Below are 21,120 nucleotides of genomic sequence, written 5' to 3'. Positions count from 1 at the left end.
GAAGTACCGAATTTGGCAATCGTTGCCGGATGATGACATTTCCGTACATCTTCGATTAATCTTCAGACAGGCTTCAGGAATGTGACATCCGTTCAGGTTGTCGACATCGTGTCCTGAAACCCAGCTCCCCCTCGACTGCGCTCGCAGTCGAGTCCCACGTCTGCAGTATCCGTGACCGAATTCATCAGGAGAGAGAGGAATGACGCGTCCAGGGGTTCGTAGTTCGTTATCGCGCAACATCAAGCGCAGCGCGTTGAGCCTGGCGCTGGGCATGTGCGTCATCGGTGGGGTGCAGGCGCAGAGCGCGGTTGGCTCCATTTTCGGTAGTGGGCAGCCCGGCAGTACCATCGCCATCCAGAGCCCGCAGACGGGCGTGAGCCGCTCGGCGACCGCCGCCGCAGATGGCAGATTCACCTTCAGTCAGCTGCCTCCGGGCAAGTACATCATCACCTCCGATGGAGTGACCCGCGAGGTCGAGGTCAAGGTTGGCAGCGGCTCGCAAGTGATGCTCGGCAGTCAGGCCAAAACGCTTGACCGGATCGAAGTGGTGGGCGCGCAGGCGTTCAACCCCATCGACGTTTCTTCGGTGGAATCGACCACCGTGTTCACTGCCGAGCAGATGGTCTCGCTGCCGGTGGCCAGTGACGTCTCTTCGGTCGCGCTGCTCGCGCCGGGCGCGGTCCGCGGCGATAGCGGGCTGGGTGCGGGCAACCTTGCCTCGTTCGGCGGATCGTCGGTTGCCGAAAACGGCTACTACATCAATGGCTTCGACGTCACCAACATGCGCACGTTCCTGTCGTTCGCCAATCTGCCGTTCCAGAGCATCGGCCAGCTGCAGGTCAAAACCGGTGGGTACGGCGCCGAATACGGCCGCTCGCTGGGCGGCATCGTCAGCATCGTCACCAAGGCAGGCTCCAACGAATGGCACTACGGCGGTAGCGTGGAATGGGCGCCGGACTGGGGTGCTGCGGCAGGTAAAAACGTCCGCGAGCGCGATCCTGATGCGGCAGACCCGTTGTACCAGTACCGCAGCGACGATCAGTTCGACAGCACCATTTACTCTGCCTATGCCAGCGGCCCGATCATCAAGGACCGCTTGTTCTTCTTTGCAATGGTGGAAGGCCGCCAGGAGAGTCAAGACAACTTCTACGCGCTGACCAGCCGGCGCGTCAGTGACACGACCCCGCAGGGCATGGTCAAACTCGATTGGTATATCAACGACAGTAACCTGGTCGAATTCACCGGCATCTACAACCAGGCCAAGACCAAATACCGCACGTACGAATATGCCACCGACGCCAACGGCGATAACCGCTACAACGTTGGCCGGCACGAGGTGCCGATCGAGCAGTACGAGATGGAAAACGGCGGCAAGATCGGCATCCTCAAGTACACCGGCTACTTCACCGACAACTTCACGCTGTCGGCACAATACGGCTACCTGAGCAATCTGATCGACTCCCGCCTGCCAGCCAATCCTGCGGGCGGCGAGTGCCCATGGGCCTACAGCTTCGGCCTGACCACCAGCGTGGTCGACCGTTACATCGGCTGCAACCCGGGCACGATCAGCACCATCGCCGACCGCAATGCCGAGCCGGACGAAGACATCCGCAAAGCGTTCCGTGTCGATGGCGAATGGGTGCTGGGCGATCATCGGTTGCGCTTCGGCGTGGATCAGGAAAAGTACGAATCCAGCCACCGTGGCCAGACCTACGCCGGTGGCATCAACTGGGCGTATTACACGGTGCCCGGCACTTCGGTGGCCACCGGCGCGTTTGCAGGCCGGCCCGGCCGCACGGTCAACGGCCAGCTGGTGCCGCGCGGCGCGCTGTATGCACGTTCGCGCGTGTTCCAGAGCAGCAGCTCCACCTACGAAAACACCAACAGCGCGTTTTATCTGGAAGACAACTGGCAGGTCACCGAAAACTTCCTCGCCGTGCTCGGCTTGCGCGGTGAGAAGTTCGAAAACAAGAACGGCGATGGCATTGCCTGGATCGAATCCGATTACAAAATGGCCCCGCGCCTGGGCTTCTCCTGGGATGTGCTGGGCGATTCCAGCTTGAAGCTGTTCGGTACCGCAGGCCGCTATTACATTCCGGTGGCGACCAACTCCAGTATCCGTGCCACCGGCGCCGAATCGACTGTGTCCAACTGGTACTTCGTCAATGGCTGGAGCGAAGCCGATGGCACGCCGGTGGGCCAAGGCGCGCAAATCGGCCAGACCCAGACCAATGGCTCGCTCACTGCGCCCAATCCGGCCTCTGTCGCGTCCACCAACCTGTCGCCGATGTACCAGGACGAGATCATCCTCGGTGGCCAACTGCAGTTGACGGAAAACTGGATGGCCGGTGTGCGCATGATCCGCCGCGAAGTGAAGTCCGGGATGGACGACACCTGCACCACCAATCCGTGGATCGATTGGGCGGCGGATAATGGCTTTCCGGATTTCGATCCGGGCTCGGTGCCCAGCTGCTACTTCTTGAATCCCGGCAGCGATGTGACCATCAACGTCGATCTCAATGGCGATGGCGAACTGGAACTGGCGACCTTGCCGGCCTCGTATCTTGGCCTGCCGGAATATCGCCGCCTGCATACCGCTCTGGAATTCTTCTGGGAGCGCACTGGCGAGAAGTTCAACTTCCAGGGCTCGTATACGTTCGCCAGGACACGCGGCAACGTGGAAGGCTACGTCAATTCCACGCTGGAACAGGAGGACGCCGGCCTCACCCAGGACTTCGACCACCGCCTGTTCACCGATGGCACCTATGGGCCGACCCCGAACGATCGTCAGCACACGCTCAAGCTGTTCGGTGCTTATACGATCACGCCGGAATGGCAGCTTGGCGGAAATCTGGTGCTTCAGTCCGGGCGCCCGATCAATTGTCAGGGCTATATCCCGCTGGACGACATCCCGCAGCCTGACCAGGGCACCCTGAGCGGCTACAGCGGCTCGAGCTTTTATTGCTTGAACGCAGACGGTACCCGCGTGTTACGCCAACGTGGCGACGAAGGCCGCACGCCGTGGACCTGGACCTTCGATCTGGCCGCCGCTTATGTGCCCAACTGGGCCGATAACAAGCTGCGCATCAAGCTCGACGTGTTCAATCTGTTCAACAACGACCGAGTCACCGAGTACGACGAGTTCAGTGAAGCCTCGCGTGATGTGATCAGCCCGAACTATCTGAACGATCAGAACTATCAGACGCCGCGCTCGTTCCGGTTGACTGCCCGCTACGACTTTTAAAGTGTCGCATCACTGTGTGCGTTACGAATCCGGCCTGAAAAGGCCGGATTTTTATTTGTCGGCTCACGAGGCTCTTGGCGGCGCATCGCGCAGAGGCGCTTCACTTACCGATACAAAAACTCGAAAAGATCTTGCCCAGCAACTCATCGGCGCTCAGCTTGCCGGTGATCTCGCCCAGCGCTGCATGCGCCAGGCGCAGCTCTTCTGCAGCCAGTTCGAGTTGTTCGAATCCCAGTTCCAGATCGGCCGCATCCGCATGTTGCTCGGCACGTCGTAATGCATCCACGTGCCGGGTGCGTGCGGAGAATTCGCCGTCCACACTTTCAACGCCATCGCCTAACGCGAGCTCGCGCAGGCGGGTGTGCAGCTGTTCCAATCCCTGGCCGGTGGTTGCCGAAACCGCCACTGCATTGGTATCGAGCAGCGGTGCGCTGTTGTCCAGCAGATCGCATTTGTTATGAATCCACAGCTGCCGCGGGACGGCGTCGATGGCATCGCCAATCGCCTCGCGCGCGGCTTGCGGGTCGCGTGCGTCGAGCACCACCAGCGCCAGATCGGCACGCTGCAATTCGGCACGCGCGCGGCGCATGCCTTCGCGTTCGATTGCATCGCCGCCATCGCGCAGTCCGGCGGTATCGACCAGCGTCAATTCGAAGCCATCGAGCTGGATCGCTTCATGCAAGGTGTCGCGCGTGGTGCCGGCCACATCGGTGACGATGGCGCGATCGCTGCCGGCCAGCGCGTTGAGCAACGAACTCTTGCCCGCGTTGGGTGGGCCGATCAACACCGCATGCAGGCCGTCGCGTAGCTTGCGCCCGCGTTCTGCATCGCGCAGCAGTTGCGCCAGCAATGTGCGCGCCTGCTGCAATCCTTCGCGCACCTGCGTACCGCCCAATGTATCGAGCGGTTCGTCGGCAAAGTCGATCGCCGCTTCCACATGCACGCGCAAGCGCGTCAGGCTGTCGCTCACTGCATCGACGCGGCGCGAGAACACACCGTCCAGCGAGCGCCGCGCGGCACGCGCCGCACGCACATCGCCGGCAGCGATCAAATCCGCAATCGCTTCGGCCTGGGTCAGATCGAGTTTGCCGTTGAGAAAGGCGCGTTCGCTGAACTCGCCAGCGCGTGCCTGGCGTGCGCCCAGTGCAACGCAACGTGCGACCAGTTGGCGCAACACCACCGGGCTGCCATGCCCCTGCAGCTCCACCACGTCTTCGCCGGTAAAGCTGCGTGGCGCGTTGAACCACAGCGCAATGCCGTCGTCGATGACCTCGCCCTGCGCATCGCGAAAGCGCGCGTAGTGCGCATGCCGCGGTTGCAACGGCGCAATGCCCAGCTGCGTTGCGATCTGCACCGCTTGCGGCCCGGACAGCCGCACGATGCCCACGCCGCCGGTTCCGGCAGCACTGGCGATGGCAACGATGGTGGACGTGGAAGAGGACATGGGCACTGCTCTTGCGTGGATTGGAACCAAATGGGTGACGATCAAAATGCCTGCACAGCCGTCAGCCGTGTGGCCGATGCTCGGGCGTTAGCTGGCACGCGTCCATCTGGGCGCAGGCCTGTCCTGGATGGTGTGCCCGCCACTGTGCATCAAAGCGTCTGCAACTGCGCGCGCGCCTGCGCCGCACCGCTGCCTTGCGGCTGCAGTTCCAGATAGGTGGAATACGCCTTGCGCGCTTTATCGCGATCGCCGGCCTTGGCGTAGGCATCGCCAAGATTGAGATACGCCACCGCGCGCGATGGATCGATCTTGAGCGTGTTTTCCAACCAGCGCGCCGATTCGGCAAAGCGCTCCTGGCGGTAATACACAAACCCAAGATTGTTCGCAGCCAGCGCAAAATCCGGGCGCAGCTTCAAGGCTTCGGCAAATTGTTCGGCGGCTTCGGCGTAACGTTTTTCCTTGTACAACTGCAAACCGCGCTCGTTGGCCAATTGCGCACGTTGGCGATCGCTGCTCTTCACTGCGGTCGGCAAGACCAGCTTGGCTTCACCACCTTGCAAGGTCTTGACCGTGACCGGCGCAGCCGCCACCGTAGCGCCGGTAGTCGCAGCAGCAGGACGCGCGGCATCCACGCGTCCGTTGAGTGCGATCGCATCGGCCGACAACTGCGCGGTATCGGCGGTCAGGAATTCTTCGCCGCTGGGCACCTGGAATACGAACTCGCCGCCTTGCGATCCCGGCAGGCTGCCGAATGCCGGCGTCTGCGCCGATACCGCCGACACCGCTGGTGCGACATACGCAGCCAACTCAGTCCCGGTGATCAAGCCATCACCATTGAGATCGCCCTTGCCGGCCAGCGCCTGCAGCAGCACCCAGGTAAACACCGAATGCCCGTTCGGCCCGCTATCGGCCACTTGTTGATCGGCACCGCCGGCGGTGAGCATCTGGCGCGCGATGCGGCGCGCGTTCTCGCGCAAGTACGCACTGGAGGTCGGCCCGCCGCGCGTCAGACCCAACCCGCTGTAGCACGCGTCCATCACGAACAACACGTGTTTGGCCTGCAGGCTTTCGGCGATGTTCTGCAGGTCGCTCATCGCAATCGCATCGCTGGCCAGATGCTCCGGGTCCGAGTCGACCGGAATGATGTAGCCCAGGTCGCGCCCGGAGGCGAGCCGGCGCGTGGCGCCGTGGCCGGCGAAGAACACGAACACGCGGTCGTTGGTCTGCGCGCGCCCTTCCCCAAGCCGGTCATGGAAGGCGGCGAGGATATTGTTGCGCGTGGCTTCGCTGTTTTTCAGCACGATCACTTGCGACGACGGAAAGCCCAGCGGGCCGGTCAAGGTGCTGGCGATCGCTTGCGCATCGTTGGCCGCATATTCGAGCTTGGGCCAGTGCGCGTAGTCATCGATGCCGATCACGATCGCCCACGACTTGGCATAGCCGGTGGTCACCGTTGCGTCGGCCACGGCGCTGGGTGCACGCGCCACCGAAAAATCGCGGCCGTTCCAGCCGGCAAACTGATACCCGTCGGCGATCAACCGGTCCAGAATCTGCGGCAAGGCTTTCACCGCGCGGTCGTGGATGTCATGAAACAGCACGATGCCGCGCTGTTCCTTGTTCACCTGGTCGAGCACGCGTTGCACGATCGACTCTGGCACCGGGTCGGCCCAGTCCAGTGAATCGATGTTCCACATGATCGACTTCAAGCCGGCTTCGCCCAGCAGCTGCAGCCCTTCGGCATTGCGCGCGCCATACGGAAACCGAAACAGCGGAGCACGCTTGTCATCCACCGCACGCAACAGCGTGTCGGTATCCAGCACCTGGCTGCGCAATGCATCGCCAGTGGTCTTGGACAACTGCGCATGGGTCAGGCTGTGATTGCCCACCGCATAGCCTTCCTCCATCAGCGTATGGCTGATCTTGGACAATGGCGCCAGCTTGGGCTTGCCATCGGCATCCAGGCTGCCGAGATTCCGCCCTACTTCGAAGAACACGCCGGGCACGTCGTAGCGCTTGAGGATCGCCACAATTTCTTCGGTGTAGGCCTTGTGCGGGCCGTCGTCGAAGGTCAGCACCACCGTCTTGGGCGGCAGATCGCGGCCGAACACTTCGCTGTCGCTATCGCGCGCGGAGAACGGATACGGCTCCACCACGCCATGATCGCGCAGGATCTTTTCGCGTGTGTACAAGGTGCGCAAATGCGCCACGTAGTCGTCCCACTTTTCGCGCTTGGGCACGATGGCCCGGGTGCGATCGAAGCGACTGAAAATCTGCGTCAGTTCGGTGTTGTAACTGCGCTCGATCTCGTCCAGCGCTTCCAGATCCTCGCCGATGCGTTGATGCAGTTTGACTGCCGGCAGCGCCGAATCCTTGCCGATACGCGCATGCAGCTCGCGCAGCACCTCGCGAAATGCCAGGCGGTCGGCATCGAACAGATCCGGCGCCGATTCCACTTCGTCCAGCACCGTGGCGATCGCAGCGAAGCGGCTTGAGTCGCGCGAGCTCAGCACGGCTTCAAACGCGGCGGCTATGCGTTCGCGTTGTTCCAGATTTTCATGGAACAGCTGCTGCCCCACGCTGCTGGAAGTAGCACGATCGCGCGGGCTTTGTTTGTTCTCGTCGGCCAGCAACACGATGATGCGGCGGTGCCGATCCAGCTGTTCGCGCAGCTGTGCAATCAGCGCACGCGCCTTGGCGGCGTCGCCCGTTTGTGCGGCGGCAGTGGCAGTGCCTCCGGCCGGCGGAGCCGAAGCAGATGCCTGGGTACCGGCATCGCGCTTGCCGCAGCCGGCCAGCGCCAGCAGTCCCGCGCAACTTGCGCACAGCAACAGGCGATGCAACGGCGATGGCTTCACGACGGCGTCCTTGGCAATGGCGACAAACGGAGAGGGGCTTGCATGCAGAAAGCCCGCCTTGCGGCGGGCCTTCTTGAACCTTTCTTAGACTTACTTGGCGTTGGCCTGGATGATCTTGCTCGGCTTCTCGCCGTGCTGGCGGATCATCCACCACTGGATCAGCAAGCCAAGGCCGCCGTTGACGACCCAGTACAACACCAGGCCGGCCGGCATGAAGGCCATCATGACGCCGAACACCAGCGGCATGAACTGCATCATCTTGGCCTGCATCGGGTCCATGCCCGGGGTCGGCGTCAGCTTCTGCGTGGCCCACATGATGGAAATGTTGAGCACCGGCAGGATGAAGTACGGATCGCGCGCGGTCAGATCCTGGATCCAGCCCAGCCACGGTGCCTGACGCAGCTCCACCGATTCCACCAACACCCAGTACAGCGCGAAGAAGATCGGCATCTGGATCAGCAGCGGCAGGCAGCCGCCCATCGGATTGATCTTTTCCTTCTTGAACAACTCCATCGTCGCCTGCTGGTACTTGGCGCGATCATCGCCATAGCGCTCCTTCAACTGCGCCAGGCGCGGCTGGAAGCGGCGCATCTTGGCACCGGACTTGTACTGCGCGGCCGACAGCGGATACAGCGCCAGACGCAGCAGCACCACCAGGCCGATGATGGCCCAGCCCCAGTTGTGCAGGAAGCTGTGCAGGTGGCTCAGCACCCAGAACAGGCCCTGGCCGATGATGGCCATGATCGAGAAGCGGCTGTAATCGACCACGCGGTCCAGACCCTTCACGTCTTCCTTGGCTATCAGGCTGACCAGTTTCGGGCCCACCCACAGGCGCGCCTCGGTGCTGGCGGTCTGGCCGGGCGCCACGGTGAAGGCCGGGCCACGCAGTTCGGCCACGTCGCGCGGGCCATCCTGATTCAGTACGTACAGCGAGGCCTGATCCTTCTGCGGGATCCAAGCGGTGAAGAAGTGGTGCTGCAGCAGCGCGACCCAGCCACCGGTGATCTGGCGATTCAGGCCGCCATCGTCCATGTAATCCTTGAACGCACGACGCTCATAGCCCTCTTGCGGGCTATACCAGGTCGCCCCGTTGAAGCTGAAGGAATCCGGGTTGGTCATGCCGCGGCTGAGGATGGTCGGCACCCGGCTCAGCTTGCGGAACACATAACCGTTCCACGCCGCACCGCTCTTGTTGATCACTTCATCCTTGATCGAGATCGCGTAGCGGCCGCGCTCCAGGGTGAAGGTGCGGCGGATCGACACGCCATTGGGACCGTTCCAGACGAACGGCACCACCAGGGTGTTCTGACCCTTGGCCAGCTCGAATGCAGTCCCCGGCTGTTCGGCGCGGAAGCCGCCTACGCCAGGCACCGGCGAATGTTCGCTGGCCCAACCGCTGGTGGCGTTGTAAGGGTGCACAGCATCTTCGGTCAGCAGATCGACCGGCGCGGTGCCGTCCTTGGTCTGCGGAAACTGCAGCAGTTCGGCATCCAGCACGCTGCGGCCATCCAGCTTCAGGCGCAGCACGTCCGAGGTCAGCGTAACCACCGGCGCGGCGCCCGCGGCTGCCGGCGTGGCCGTGGTGGTGCTGGTTGCCGCCGGTGCGGCGCCCGGGACGCCTGCCTGCGGGATAGCCTGGGCGGCGGGCACATTGGCCGCCGGCGCGCTGGCATCCAGGTCGCGCGCAGCCGGTACCGATTGCGTGGCGACTGCGGCAGGTGCGTTGGCGGCCGCCTTGTCCTTGCCCCACTCCATCCACAGCAGCGCCGCGACCATCAGCCAGGCAAAGATCAGGAAAACACGGGTCTGGTTCATCGGGCAGCAACTCGCTCAGTCGGAACTACAGTTCCGGCTCTGTCGGGGAAAGGGAGGATGGGTGCATCGTCCTGGCGGGCGGCATTGTGCCGGGCGCAGCAGGTGGGGGCAATGCGCCGGCACGGCGCAGCAGACGCACGAAGGCGTCGCGAATCTGTGGATTGGTCGCTTTGGCGGCTGCGGAGCGGGCCACAATGACGTAATCGCCACCGGCCAGCTCGGGCAGCAGATGCCGCATGGCATCGCGCAGGACGCGCTTGATGCGATTGCGTCCGACCGCACGCGTGTCCACCTTGCGCGACACCGCCATGCCCAAGCGCGGCGGCGTATCGCCGGTGCGCCAATGCAGGCTGAGCAGCGGATCCGAGGTGCGACGCGCGGTATCGAAGACGACCGTATATTGCGCACGCGTACGAACCCGCGCAGAGCGAGGAAATCGCCTGCACGGGTTCGATGCGTTCACGGTAGGACTTGCCTCGGCCGCGGAGAGCGGCGCGGCAATCAAGCGCTCAGGCGCTTGCGGCCCTTGGCGCGGCGGCGAGCCAGGATCTTGCGGCCGTCGGCGGTTGCCATACGTGCGCGGAAGCCATGGTCGCGTGCTCGCTTGAGGTTGCTGGGTTGGAAAGTACGCTTGGTGGCCATGGGGCCCTCTGCATGGATGGAGACGAATAGAACCGGAAATTCTATAGGACCGCCCCGGGCCGGGTCAACTCCCCCGTTGCTTTACCAACCGTGAGCCTGCGCACGCCCTGTGGATGGACCTGTGAATAACTCTGGGAAAAGCCTGACTGCGGTGCTAGTCTGGCCCATCCTCTTTTCACTTCCGGGCTGCGTGCACGGCGCCTTGCTGCGCGCCGCAGCCAGCAACAGATGATCACACTTTGATGGATGCTTGGCCCCGCTGTCTGGAACGTCTTGAAGCTGAATTCCCGCCCGAAGATGTCCACACCTGGTTGAAACCCCTGCAGGCCGAAGACCGCGGCGACAGCATTGTGCTGTACGCGCCGAACGCCTTCATCGTCGACCAGGTCCGTGAACGCTACCTGCCGCGGATCCGCGAATTGCTGGCGTATTTCGCTGGCAATGGCGAGGTGGCGCTGGCAGTGGGCTCGCGCCCCCGTGCGCCCGATCCGTTGCCGGCACCGATGGCCACGCCCAGCGTGCCGGTCGCCGCACCGATCGTGCCGTTTGCCGGCAACCTGGATTCGCACTACACCTTCGCCAATTTCGTCGAAGGCCGTAGCAACCAGCTCGGTCTGGCGGCTGCCATCCAGGCGGCGCAGAAGCCAGGCGATCGTGCGCACAACCCGCTGCTGCTGTACGGAAGCACCGGGCTGGGCAAGACCCACCTGATGTTCGCGGCCGGCAATGCGCTGCGGCAGGCCAATCCGGCCGCCAAGGTGATGTATCTGCGCTCGGAGCAGTTCTTCAGCGCGATGATCCGAGCGCTGCAGGACAAGGCGATGGACCAGTTCAAGCGCCAGTTTCAGCAGATCGATGCGCTGTTGATCGATGACATCCAGTTTTTTGCCGGCAAAGACCGCACGCAGGAAGAGTTCTTCCACACCTTCAACGCGCTGTTCGACGGCCGCCAACAGATCATCCTGACGTGCGATCGCTACCCGCGCGAAGTCGAGGGTCTGGAGCCGCGGCTGAAGTCGCGTCTGGCCTGGGGCCTGTCGGTGGCGATCGATCCGCCAGATTTCGAAACCCGCGCGGCGATCGTGCTGGCCAAGGCGCGCGAGCGCGGTGCCGACATTCCCGACGATGTGGCGTTTTTGATCGCCAAGAAGATGCGCTCGAACGTGCGCGATCTGGAAGGCGCGCTCAACACGCTGGTGGCGCGCGCCAACTTCACCGGCCGTGCGATCACCGTGGAGTTCGCCCAGGAGACGCTACGCGACCTGTTGCGGGCCCAGCAGCAGGCGATCGGCATCCCCAACATCCAGAAGACCGTGGCGGACTACTACGGGCTGCAGATGAAGGACCTGCTCTCCAAGCGGCGCACCCGTTCGTTGGCACGCCCACGCCAGGTCGCGATGGCGTTGGCCAAGGAACTGACCGAGCACAGCCTGCCCGAGATCGGCGACGCGTTTGCCGGGCGTGACCACACCACCGTGCTGCATGCCTGCCGGCAGATCCGCACGCTGATGGAGGCCGACGGCAAGCTGCGCGAGGACTGGGAAAAGCTGATTCGCAAGCTCAGCGAGTGAGTCGTTGACGCCCTTCTCGGCATGCCGGGAAAAAAGCGTGGATGAGTTGGGGTCAAATGCGGGAGAATCTGTGGATAACGTTGCCCTGCAATCCGGGCGGAAAACTATCCACAGGTTTTCCTAGCAGACCAGGGGCACTAGTCCAACGGCTTTCAGGTGCTGAAATTCTTTTGGAAACAGAGAGTTATGGTGGTTATCCGCTGAAAACGGCCCTACCATCACCACCAAGCTTTTGATTTATCCATTATTTTTTAAAGCATAGGGGCACGGAACCACATGCGTTTTACACTGCAGCGCGAAGCCTTCCTCAAACCGTTGGCCCAGGTGGTCAATGTGGTCGAACGCCGTCAAACCCTGCCAGTCCTGGCAAACCTGCTGGTGCAGGTGAAGGACGGCCAGGTGTCCTTGACGGGCACGGACCTGGAAGTGGAAATGATCTCGCGCACGATGGTGGAAGACGCGCAGGATGGTGAAACCACGATCCCGGCGCGCAAGTTGTTCGACATCCTGCGTGCCCTGCCCGATGGCAGCCGCGTCACCATCTCGCAGACCGGCGACAAGGTCACCGTGCAGGCGGGGCGCAGCCGCTTTACGCTGGCGACGCTGCCAGCCAATGACTTTCCGTCTGTGGACGAAGTCGAAGCGACCGAACGCGTTGCCGTGCCGGAAGCAGCGTTGAAGGAGCTGATCGAGCGCACGGCGTTCGCAATGGCCCAGCAGGACGTGCGGTATTACCTCAACGGCTTGCTGTTCGACCTGCGTGATGGCCTGCTGCGCTGCGTGGCCACCGACGGACATCGTCTGGCGTTGTGCGAAACCGAGCTGGAGAAGTCCGGCGGCGCCAAGCGCCAGATCATCGTGCCGCGGAAGGGCGTGACCGAGCTGCTGCGCTTGCTGGAAGCGGCCGACCGTGAGGTCGAACTGGAAGTCGGTCGTAGTCATATCCGCGTCAAGCGTGGCGATGTGACCTTCACCTCCAAGCTCATCGATGGTCGTTTTCCTGATTACGAAGCAGTGATTCCGATTGGCGCCGACCGTGAGGTCAAGGTCGACCGCGAGGCGCTGCGTGCGTCGTTGCAGCGCGCTGCCATCCTGTCCAACGAGAAGTACCGTGGCGTTCGCGTCGAGGTGTCTCCGGGGCAGCTGAAAATCAGCGCGCACAACCCCGAGCAGGAAGAGGCGCAGGAAGAGATCGAGGCAGACACCAAGGTGGACGACTTGGCGATCGGCTTTAACGTGAATTACCTGCTGGATGCGTTGTCGGCACTGCGCGACGAGCATGTGGTGATCCAGCTGCGCGACGCAAATTCGTCTGCATTGGTGCGTGAGGCGAGCAGCGAGAAGTCCCGCCATGTGGTCATGCCGCTGCGTCTCTGACGTTGCGTTCCACGTGGAACACGAAAGCCCGGCGAGAGTCGGGCTTTTTTGTGTCTCGTGCTCGCAAGCGCGCAGGCAAGACGCAGTGAGGCTTTGCCGGGGTGTGGGACAGCGTTTGTCAGTGTTCCGGTCAGAAGCTGGTGGTTAGGTGCTTAGCAGAGGCCCAGGCGGCGGGGATGGATTCGGGGCTCTTGCCAACGCGTCAGTGGCGAAGATCCCCGCATCCCCGTTGCCGTCTCGTGGATCCACAGCTGGCCTTGGTGCTTGAATCGGCTCACAGCTGCCACGGCGCGTGTGGGGACATGCCGATGGGCGGCTCAAGAGCACTGACCGCCATCAGCGAGCGTCGCACCCGCGTTTGGCAGATCCTTGCGTCGCAGTTCGTGCAAGGACGCGCTGCGGATGTCTACTGCCCTGCTGCTACCACAATGGGTCATTGATCCGATGGGGAGCCGGTTGCCAGCGATGCAGTGCAGATGCATTGCAAAAAGTAACTTGGCGTTCTCGGCTGCGTGAGGTCGGCAACATGACTAGCAGCGCCAGCCGTCATTAATCTCATTTCTCCGCGAGACCGGACAATTTCTGGCCTGACGTGTCTTTCGTGAATTCGGACCTAGAAAATAAACCCGTTCAGCGGGGAACACTGGCGCGTACCGAGGTTCACTCAGCAACGCTCACCTTGCTGTTTCGAAACGGCAGTTTTGGACTTATGCACATCAAGCTTTGCTTTAAAAAATAGAAATAACTTAAGAGCTTGGTGGTGATGGTAGGGCCAGATTTCGCCTGAAAGTAGGTCAAGTTGTTGTTTTAAATGGTTTTTATAGGCGCGAAACCCTGTGTTTTAACCCCCGTCTTCCCCCCTGCAACCTGTGGATAAGACTAACCAGCCGTCTAACCGCTAATTTTGTCCCCAACTTATCCCCAGGAAGTCCTGTCGCGCGTTCTCGGTGCCACCGCGCGGTTGGTGGACCAATCACGTATGCTGCGGACCGGCCGGGGACCCGGATCACAGCCCGGAGCAGACTGATCGATGCACGTAGTGCGGTTGTCCATACATCGGCTTCGTCGCTTCGAGACAGTCGACCTCTACCCCGCCAGTTCCCTGAACCTGCTGACCGGTGACAACGGAGCAGGCAAGACCAGCGTGCTCGAGGCATTGCATCTCATGGCCTATGGGCGCAGCTTTCGTGGGCGAGTGCGCGATGGACTGATCCAGCAAGGTGCCAGCGATCTGGAAGTGTTCGTCGAATGGCGCGAACGCATGGGTGAGGCCGCAGAACGCACACGACGTGCCGGGCTTCGCCATAGCGGGCAGGAATGGACGGGGCGGCTGGATGGCGAAGATGTCGCGCAGCTTGGTTCGCTCTGCGCCGCGTTGGCCGTGGTCACGTTCGAGCCGGGAAGCCACGTCTTGATTAGCGGTGGTGGTGAGCCGCGCCGCCGGTTCCTGGATTGGGGTTTGTTCCACGTGGAACCTGACTTCCTCGCGCTCTGGCGGCGCTATGCGCGAGCGCTCAAACAGCGCAATGCCCTGCTCAAACAGGGGGCGCAGCCGCGCATGCTGGATGCCTGGGACCACGAGCTTGCCGAATCGGGAGAAACCTTGACCTCTAGACGGTTGCGCTACCTTGAGCGCCTGCAGGAGCGCCTGATTCCGGTCGCCACTGCGATCGCGCCATCGTTGGGCCTGTCCGCCCTGGAGTTTTCACCAGGCTGGAAGCGCCATGAGGTCTCGCTTGCGGATGCATTGCTGCTGGCGCGCGAACGCGACCGCCAGAATGGCTACACCTCGCAAGGCCCGCATCGCGCCGACTGGGTACCCCGTTTCGACGCCCTTCCCGGCAAGGATGCCTTATCGCGAGGCCAGGCGAAGCTGACCGCGCTGGCCTGTCTGCTTGCGCAAGCGGAGGATTTCGCCCACGAACGCGGAGAGTGGCCAGTGATAGCGCTGGATGACCTCGGCTCGGAGCTTGATCGGCACCACCAGGCCAGCGTGTTGCAGCGTCTGGCCGCTGCACCGGCACAAGTGCTGATCACGGCGACGGAGACACCGCCCGGCCTGGCCGATGCCGGCGAACTTCTGCACCGGTTCCACGTGGAACACGGAACGATCGCGTCTCAAGTCGCGGCTGACTAAGCCCGACGGCCAGAGCGGGCCGACTGGTATAATTGACGGGCTATCCCCCTTTTCCCACGGTGCGATGCGGCTCCTGCCGTTTCCGTTCCGTGTTGTGGAGCTAACGGCACACGCATGACCGACGAACAGAACACCTCGCCTACTCCCAACGGCACCTACGACTCCAGCAAGATCACCGTGCTGCGTGGCCTGGAAGCCGTCCGCAAGCGCCCCGGCATGTACATCGGCGATGTCCATGACGGCACCGGCCTGCATCACATGGTGTTCGAAGTGGTCGACAACTCCGTCGACGAAGCCTTGGCTGGCCACGCCGACGACATCGTGGTGAAAATCCTGGTCGATGGCTCGGTGGCGGTGTCGGACAACGGCCGCGGTGTGCCGGTCGACATCCACAAGGAAGAAGGCGTCTCGGCGGCCGAGGTGATCCTCACCGTGCTGCACGCCGGCGGCAAGTTCGACGACAACAGCTACAAAGTCTCCGGCGGCCTGCATGGCGTGGGCGTGTCGGTGGTCAACGCACTGTCCGAGCACCTGTGGCTGGACATCTGGCGCGACGGGTTCCACTACCAGCAGGAATACGCGCTGGGCGAGCCGCAGTACCCGCTCAAGCAGCTGGAAGCTTCGACCAAGCGCGGCACCACGTTGCGCTTCAAGCCGGCCGTGGCGATCTTCAGCGACGTCGAGTTTCATTACGACATCCTGGCGCGCCGCCTGCGCGAACTGTCGTTCCTCAATTCCGGCGTCAAGATCGCGCTGATCGACGAGCGCGGCGAAGGCCGTCGCGACGATTTCCATTACGAAGGCGGCATTCGCAGCTTCGTGGAGCATCTGGCGCAGCTGAAGTCGCCGCTGCACCCCAACGTGATTTCGGTGACCGGCGAGCACAACGGCATCGTGGTGGACGTGGCCCTGCAATGGACCGACGCCTACCAGGAAACCATGTACTGCTTCACCAACAACATCCCGCAGAAGGATGGCGGCACCCACTTGGCCGGCTTCCGCGCCGCGCTGACACGCGTGCTCAGCAACTACATCGAGCAGAACGGCATCGCCAAGCAGGCCAAGGTCGCGCTGACCGGCGACGACATGCGCGAAGGCATGATCGCGGTGCTGTCGGTGAAGGTGCCCGACCCCAGCTTCTCCTCGCAGACCAAGGAAAAGCTGGTCAGCTCGGACGTGCGCCCGGCGGTGGAAAACGCCTTCGGTGCGCGCCTGCAGGAGTTCCTGCAGGAGAATCCGAATGAAGCCAAAGCCATCACCGGCAAGATCGTCGATGCAGCGCGTGCGCGCGAAGCCGCCCGCAAGGCGCGCGATCTGACCCGCCGCAAGGGCGCGCTGGACATCGCCGGCCTGCCCGGCAAGCTGGCCGACTGCCAGGAAAAGGATCCGGCGCTGTCGGAACTGTTTATCGTCGAGGGTGACTCGGCAGGTGGCTCGGCCAAGCAAGGTCGTAACCGCAAGAACCAGGCGGTGCTGCCGCTGCGCGGCAAGATCCTCAATGTCGAGCGCGCGCGCTTCGACCGCATGCTGGCCTCCGACCAGGTCGGCACGCTGATCACCGCGCTCGGCACCGGCATCGGCCGCGACGAGTACAACCCGGACAAGCTGCGCTATCACCGCATCATCCTGATGACCGACGCCGACGTGGACGGCTCGCACATCCGCACCCTGCTGCTCACGTTCTTCTACCGGCAGATGCCGGAGCTGATCGAGCGCGGCTACATCTACATCGGCCTGCCGCCGCTGTACAAGCTCAAGCAGGGCAAGAGCGAGCTGTATCTGAAGGACGACGCGGCGCTCAATGCCTACCTGGCCAGCAATGCGGTCGAAGGCGCGGCGCTGATTCCCGCCACCGACGAGCCGCCGATCACTGGCGAAGCGCTGGAGAAGCTGCTGCTGCTGTACACCGGCGCCAACGAGGCGATTGCCCGCAACGCGCATCGTTACGACCCGGCCCTGCTGACCGCGTTGATCGACCTGCCGCCGCTGGATGTGGTGCAGCTGCAAGCCGAAGGCGATGTGCATCCCACCCTGGATGCGCTGCAGGCGGTGCTCAACCGCGGCACCCTGGGCACCGCGCGTTACCAGTTGCGCTTCGATCCGGCCACGGAAAACACCGCCGCAACCCTGGTTGCCATCCGCCGGCACATGGGCGAGGAATTCACCCAGGTGCTGCCGATGGGCGCGTTCGAAAGCGGCGAGCTGCGTCCGCTGCGCGAAGTGTCGCTGGCATTGAACGACCTGATCCGCGAAGGCGCTCAGATCGTGCGTGGCAACAAGACCCATCCGATCACCAGTTTTGCGCAGGCACATGCCTGGCTGCTGGAAGAGGCCAAGCGCGGCCGCCAGGTGCAGCGCTTCAAGGGCCTGGGCGAAATGAATGCCGAGCAGCTGTGGGAAACCACGGTCAACCCGGACACGCGCCGGCTGTTGCAGGTCCGCATCGAGGACGCCGTGGCCGCCGACCAGATCTTCAGCACCTTGATGGGCGATGTGGTGGAACCGCGTCGCGACTTCATCGAGGACAATGCGCTGAAGGTGTCCAACCTGGATATCTGAGCCGCCCGCGTCGCACCGGCGCAACGCAGCAGCGTTGTGCCGGCGGCCCGGTGTCCGCAGGACGACGATGAGCACAGACCCTTCCACCCTAGCGGCACCGCCCCCCGCGACCGGCCGCTCTCCGTTGCCGCCCGTGCTGCTCGGTTTCGCGATCGACGTGTTGATCGCCGTCGGCCTGTTGCTCAGCCTGAGCGTGGCCGGCTTTGCGATCTGGGGTGCGATACGTGGCATCGGCTATGCGCAGGCCGCCAAGGCGCAGGGTCTGACGCCCTCCTCTGCCGACGTCATGGCCGCCATCGGCCAACCCGGGGTGATGGTGCAATTGCTCACCGCCCTGGTCAGCACCGCCACCCCAGCGGTGCTGCTGTACTACTGGCGTCGCCGCGCCACGTCTGTCGAACAGGCGGCCTCGCGGGCTGCTGCGCGACGGACCTCCACCTGGGGCTGGACCGCCCTGATCGCCGCCACGGTCTTTGTGCTCAGCAATCTGGTCAGCGTGGCCGCCTCGGCACTGGGCATCAAACCCGTACCCACCAACCTGCCACTGATGGAAGAAGCCATCCAGCAGTGGCCGCTGGCCCTGGCGCTGTTTGCGGTGGTCATCGCTCCAGCCTACGAAGAACTCCTGTTCCGTCGCGTCCTGTTTGGCCGCCTGCTGGCTGCCGGCCGCCCCTGGCTGGGAATCGTCTTGAGCGGCGCACTGTTCGCGCTGGTGCATGAAGTCCCCGGCATCAGCGGCAATGGCCCGGCCGCCATCGCCCAGCTCTGGCTGATCTACGGCAGCATGGGCGCGGCATTTGCCTGGCTGTATTGGCGCACCGGCACGCTGTGGGCGCCCATCGCCGCGCACGGCATCAACAACGCCACTGCTCTGGCTGCCCTGTACTTTTTCGGAATCGGGTAAGCCAGCGCTGCGACTCGTCCGGCGTCAGACCGTTGCGGTCAGTGCCTGCGATCCGTCCGTCCCCCCCGCACATCGCGATGCCGAGCGCGTCATTGGCGTTTATCTGATGGCTGTTTGCCACGTTTTGCTGGCCGATCCAGGCCGTTTGACGAAAAGTTAAGACGAGCCTGCCAAAATGGTCCGTATGATTCAGGGGGATCGAATGAAAGCCAGGTTGTTGATCGTTGTTGCCGTCCTCGCGTTGACGGCATGTGCCACCACTACGTCGCCAACCGGCCGCCGACAGGTGGTGGGTGGTGTGTCGCAAGAACAGCTCGACCAGCTGGGCGCGCAGTCGTTCGCGCAGACCAAGGCCAAGGAAAAAGTCAGCACCGACGGCAAGCAGAACGCTTACGTCCAGTGCGTGGTCAATGCACTGGTGGCGCAGTTGCCACCGCAGTGGCGCGACACCAAGTGGGAGACGGCGCTGTTCGTCGACGACGAGGCCAACGCCTTTGCCCTGCCCGGCGGCAAGGTCGGGGTCAACACCGGCATCTTCACCGTTGCCAAGACCCAGGACCAACTGGCCGCCGTGCTGGGACACGAAATCGGGCACGTGATCTCGCGCCACCACGAGGAGCGCATCACCCGCCAGCTCGGCACACAGACCGGCCTGGGCATCATTGGCGCACTCGCTGGTGCGGCCTACGGCGACGGCGCGGCCAGCGCGGTGAATCAGGTCGGCGGCATGACCGCGCAGACCGTGTTCCTGCTGCCCGGGTCGCGGACCCAGGAGAGCGAAGCCGACGTGGTCGGTCAGCGCTTGATGGCGCAGGCCGGCTTCGATCCGGCTCAGGCGGTCACGCTGTGGCAGAACATGATGGCTGCCAGCGGTAACCGTCAGCCGCAATGGCTGTCTACCCACCCCGACCCAACCAACCGCATCCGCGAGCTGCAGGCCGACGTCAACCAGCTCGAACCGGTGTACCAGCAGGCACGGCAGGCCGGACGCGCCCCACGATGCGGCTAGGTCCTGCCGCGGTGACGCTGCAATCGATGCTATCGGGCATTCAAAATCGCCAAGGTTGGCGCTGTATCCGCCTCTTACATCGGCGCGCAGTGCCCACCGCACGCTCACTTCCGATGTCTTACCGTTAGCCGCCCTAAGCAACTGTCTCCTGTCCCGATTGACGCACCACAACATGGAAACCGTTTTCGGGAACTGAGACTTTCTGCTAAGTTTGCCGGCTCAGATTTTTCGTACAGCTTCCATTCCGCTTTTCGTACCGCCCGACGGCGGCTCGTCCGAGGTGAAACATGAAACTGCTCAACCGCAAGCAAGCCCTGTTGTCCCTGTTCATCGCAGCGTCCCTGGGCGGGGCTGTCGTCACCGATGCGGTCGCGCAGTCGGACCGCTCTTCCGAGCGCGCCGCGCGTAAGTCCAAGGGCAACGGCAAGGCCGAAGAGCTGTACCCGCAGTCGACCCGTCAGGCACCGACGATCAAGCCGTCGTCCAAGTTGAGCAGCAAGCTGCAGAAGCTGATCGAAACCTTCAACAAGGGCGAGGACTACCCGGGCGTGCGCAGCCAGGCCGATGAAATCCTGGCCAACAGCGCTGCCAACGAAGCCGACAAGGCGCTCGCCGCCCAGCTCGCTGCGCAGGCCGCCTACAACCTGGACGATACCGCTGGCGCCAAGAAGTACCTGCAGCAGGCCATTGGCCTGAATGCGCTGGACAACAACGGCCAGTTCCAGTCGATGCTGATGCTGGCGCAGTTGCAGATGCAGGACGATCAGCAGGCCGAAGGTCTGGCCACGCTGGACAAGTATCTGGACGAGAGCAAGTCGCAGCGTCCGGAAGACCTGATCCTCAAGGGGCAGGCGCTGTACCAGGCCGAGCGCTACAAGGAAGCGATTCCGGTGCTGAAGCAGGCCATCGCCGCCTCGCCCGAGCCGAAGGACACCTGGAACCAGCTCCTGATGGCGTCCTACGCCGAAGCCGGCCAGACCGGTGAAGCCGTGGCTGCCGCCGAGGCGCTGGCCGCCAAGACGCCCAACGACAAGAAGGCCCAGCTCAATCTGGCCAGCATGTACATGCAGGCCGATCAGATGGACAAGGCCGCCGGCGTCATGGACAAGCTGCGCGCCGCCGGGCAGTTGACCGAAGAAAAGGAATACAAGCAGTTGTATTCCATCTACGCCAACACCGAGAACAAGGAAAAGGATGTCATCGCGGTGATCAATGAAGGTATGCAAAAAGGCATCCTCAAGCCTGATTATCAGACATACCTTGCGCTGGCTCAGTCCTATTACTACGGCGAAGACGTGCCGAAGGCGATCGAGAACTGGCAGAAAGCCGCACCGCTTTCCAAGGACGGCGAGACCTATCTGAATCTGGCCAAGGTGCTGCATTCGGAAGGTCGCATCCCGGAGGCCAAGCAGGCCGCACAGCAGGCGATCGCCAAGGGCGTTAAAAAACCCGAAGACGCCAAGAAGATCATCAACCTGAAGTAAAAAAAGAAAATAAACCCCCGAAATCCCTGTGTTTTTAGTGGTTACAGGACTCGGGATTGGTATAAGCTTGGGAGTTCCT

13 protein-coding genes are annotated in these 21,120 nt (G+C 62.9%); 8 read left to right on the top strand and 5 right to left on the bottom strand.

The features are described from left to right. Positions 1-199 precede the first annotated feature (199 nt). Positions 200-3,244 (top strand): TonB-dependent receptor, encoded by a 3,045-nt coding sequence (locus tag ABQZ00_RS23285; protein WP_323539117.1) that lies wholly within the window; start codon positions 200-202, stop codon positions 3,242-3,244. Positions 3,245-3,344: 100 nt separating this feature from the next. Here the strand turns inward: ABQZ00_RS23285 and mnmE are convergent, their stop codons facing one another. The 5 genes from mnmE to rpmH all read right to left on the bottom strand — a co-directional run bounded on the left by mnmE (position 3,345) and on the right by rpmH (position 10,000). Continuing rightward, the gene (gene mnmE, locus ABQZ00_RS23280) at positions 3,345-4,688 is read right to left on the bottom strand and encodes a tRNA uridine-5-carboxymethylaminomethyl(34) synthesis GTPase MnmE (protein ID WP_323539118.1); all 1,344 of its coding nucleotides are present in this window, start codon (positions 4,686-4,688) and stop codon (positions 3,345-3,347) included. 149 nt (positions 4,689-4,837) lie between these two features. Further along, positions 4,838-7,543, bottom strand: coding sequence for a polysaccharide deacetylase family protein (locus ABQZ00_RS23275; RefSeq protein WP_323539119.1), 2,706 nt, complete (start codon positions 7,541-7,543; stop codon positions 4,838-4,840). Positions 7,544-7,633: 90 nt separating this feature from the next. Next, positions 7,634-9,358 (bottom strand): membrane protein insertase YidC, encoded by a 1,725-nt coding sequence (gene yidC / locus ABQZ00_RS23270; protein ID WP_323539120.1) that lies wholly within the window; start codon positions 9,356-9,358, stop codon positions 7,634-7,636. Between the two features lie 25 nt (positions 9,359-9,383). Then, positions 9,384-9,821: a ribonuclease P protein component gene (gene rnpA, locus ABQZ00_RS23265; protein ID WP_055852557.1), complete on the bottom strand. Its 438-nt coding sequence runs from the start codon at positions 9,819-9,821 to the stop codon at positions 9,384-9,386. Between the two features lie 38 nt (positions 9,822-9,859). Then, a complete protein-coding gene (gene rpmH, locus ABQZ00_RS23260; RefSeq protein ID WP_002805908.1) occupies positions 9,860-10,000 on the bottom strand; it encodes a 50S ribosomal protein L34 in 141 nt (46 codons plus the stop codon). 242 nt (positions 10,001-10,242) lie between these two features. Between rpmH and dnaA the strand changes: the two genes are divergently transcribed. From dnaA to ABQZ00_RS23225, 7 genes are all read left to right on the top strand, one after another. Further along, positions 10,243-11,571: a chromosomal replication initiator protein DnaA gene (gene dnaA / locus ABQZ00_RS23255; protein WP_311240095.1), complete on the top strand. Its 1,329-nt coding sequence runs from the start codon at positions 10,243-10,245 to the stop codon at positions 11,569-11,571. Between the two features lie 276 nt (positions 11,572-11,847). After that, positions 11,848-12,948, top strand: coding sequence for a DNA polymerase III subunit beta (dnaN, locus tag ABQZ00_RS23250; protein ID WP_055852563.1), 1,101 nt, complete (start codon positions 11,848-11,850; stop codon positions 12,946-12,948). Between the two features lie 1,030 nt (positions 12,949-13,978). After that, a complete protein-coding gene (gene recF, locus ABQZ00_RS23245; protein ID WP_323539121.1) occupies positions 13,979-15,085 on the top strand; it encodes a DNA replication/repair protein RecF in 1,107 nt (368 codons plus the stop codon). A gap of 114 nt (positions 15,086-15,199) precedes the next feature. Further along, on the top strand, positions 15,200-17,644 hold the full coding sequence (gene gyrB, locus ABQZ00_RS23240; RefSeq protein WP_115552383.1) for a DNA topoisomerase (ATP-hydrolyzing) subunit B: 2,445 nt from the start codon (positions 15,200-15,202) through the stop codon (positions 17,642-17,644). 67 nt (positions 17,645-17,711) lie between these two features. After that, entirely contained in the window at positions 17,712-18,548 is an 837-nt protein-coding gene (locus ABQZ00_RS23235) for a CPBP family intramembrane glutamic endopeptidase (RefSeq protein WP_323539122.1), read from the top strand. Between the two features lie 202 nt (positions 18,549-18,750). Next, positions 18,751-19,557, top strand: coding sequence for a M48 family metallopeptidase (locus ABQZ00_RS23230; protein ID WP_055852573.1), 807 nt, complete (start codon positions 18,751-18,753; stop codon positions 19,555-19,557). A 287-nt stretch (positions 19,558-19,844) separates the two neighbouring features. Next, a complete protein-coding gene (locus ABQZ00_RS23225) occupies positions 19,845-21,041 on the top strand; it encodes a tetratricopeptide repeat protein (protein WP_055852575.1) in 1,197 nt (398 codons plus the stop codon). Positions 21,042-21,120 lie beyond the last annotated feature (79 nt).

The sequence above is a fragment of the Xanthomonas sp. WHRI 10204 genome, assembly GCF_040202875.1.
GTDB lineage: Bacteria > Pseudomonadota > Gammaproteobacteria > Xanthomonadales > Xanthomonadaceae > Xanthomonas.
Note: the sequence above shows the minus strand (reverse complement) of the source record. Positions and strands in the feature narration are given on the sequence as shown.

Coding starts and splice junctions, on each gene's coding strand:
- ABQZ00_RS23230 (WP_055852573.1), top strand. CDS start 18,751: ATGAAAGCCAGGTTGTTGATCGTTGTTGCCGTCCTCGCGTTGACGGCA.
- yidC (WP_323539120.1), bottom strand. CDS start 9,358: ATGAACCAGACCCGTGTTTTCCTGATCTTTGCCTGGCTGATGGTCGCG.
- gyrB (WP_115552383.1), top strand. CDS start 15,200: ATGACCGACGAACAGAACACCTCGCCTACTCCCAACGGCACCTACGAC.
- ABQZ00_RS23225 (WP_055852575.1), top strand. CDS start 19,845: ATGAAACTGCTCAACCGCAAGCAAGCCCTGTTGTCCCTGTTCATCGCA.
- rpmH (WP_002805908.1), bottom strand. CDS start 10,000: ATGGCCACCAAGCGTACTTTCCAACCCAGCAACCTCAAGCGAGCACGC.
- ABQZ00_RS23285 (WP_323539117.1), top strand. CDS start 200: ATGACGCGTCCAGGGGTTCGTAGTTCGTTATCGCGCAACATCAAGCGC.
- dnaN (WP_055852563.1), top strand. CDS start 11,848: ATGCGTTTTACACTGCAGCGCGAAGCCTTCCTCAAACCGTTGGCCCAG.
- ABQZ00_RS23235 (WP_323539122.1), top strand. CDS start 17,712: ATGAGCACAGACCCTTCCACCCTAGCGGCACCGCCCCCCGCGACCGGC.
- recF (WP_323539121.1), top strand. CDS start 13,979: ATGCACGTAGTGCGGTTGTCCATACATCGGCTTCGTCGCTTCGAGACA.
- dnaA (WP_311240095.1), top strand. CDS start 10,243: ATGGATGCTTGGCCCCGCTGTCTGGAACGTCTTGAAGCTGAATTCCCG.
- mnmE (WP_323539118.1), bottom strand. CDS start 4,688: ATGTCCTCTTCCACGTCCACCATCGTTGCCATCGCCAGTGCTGCCGGA.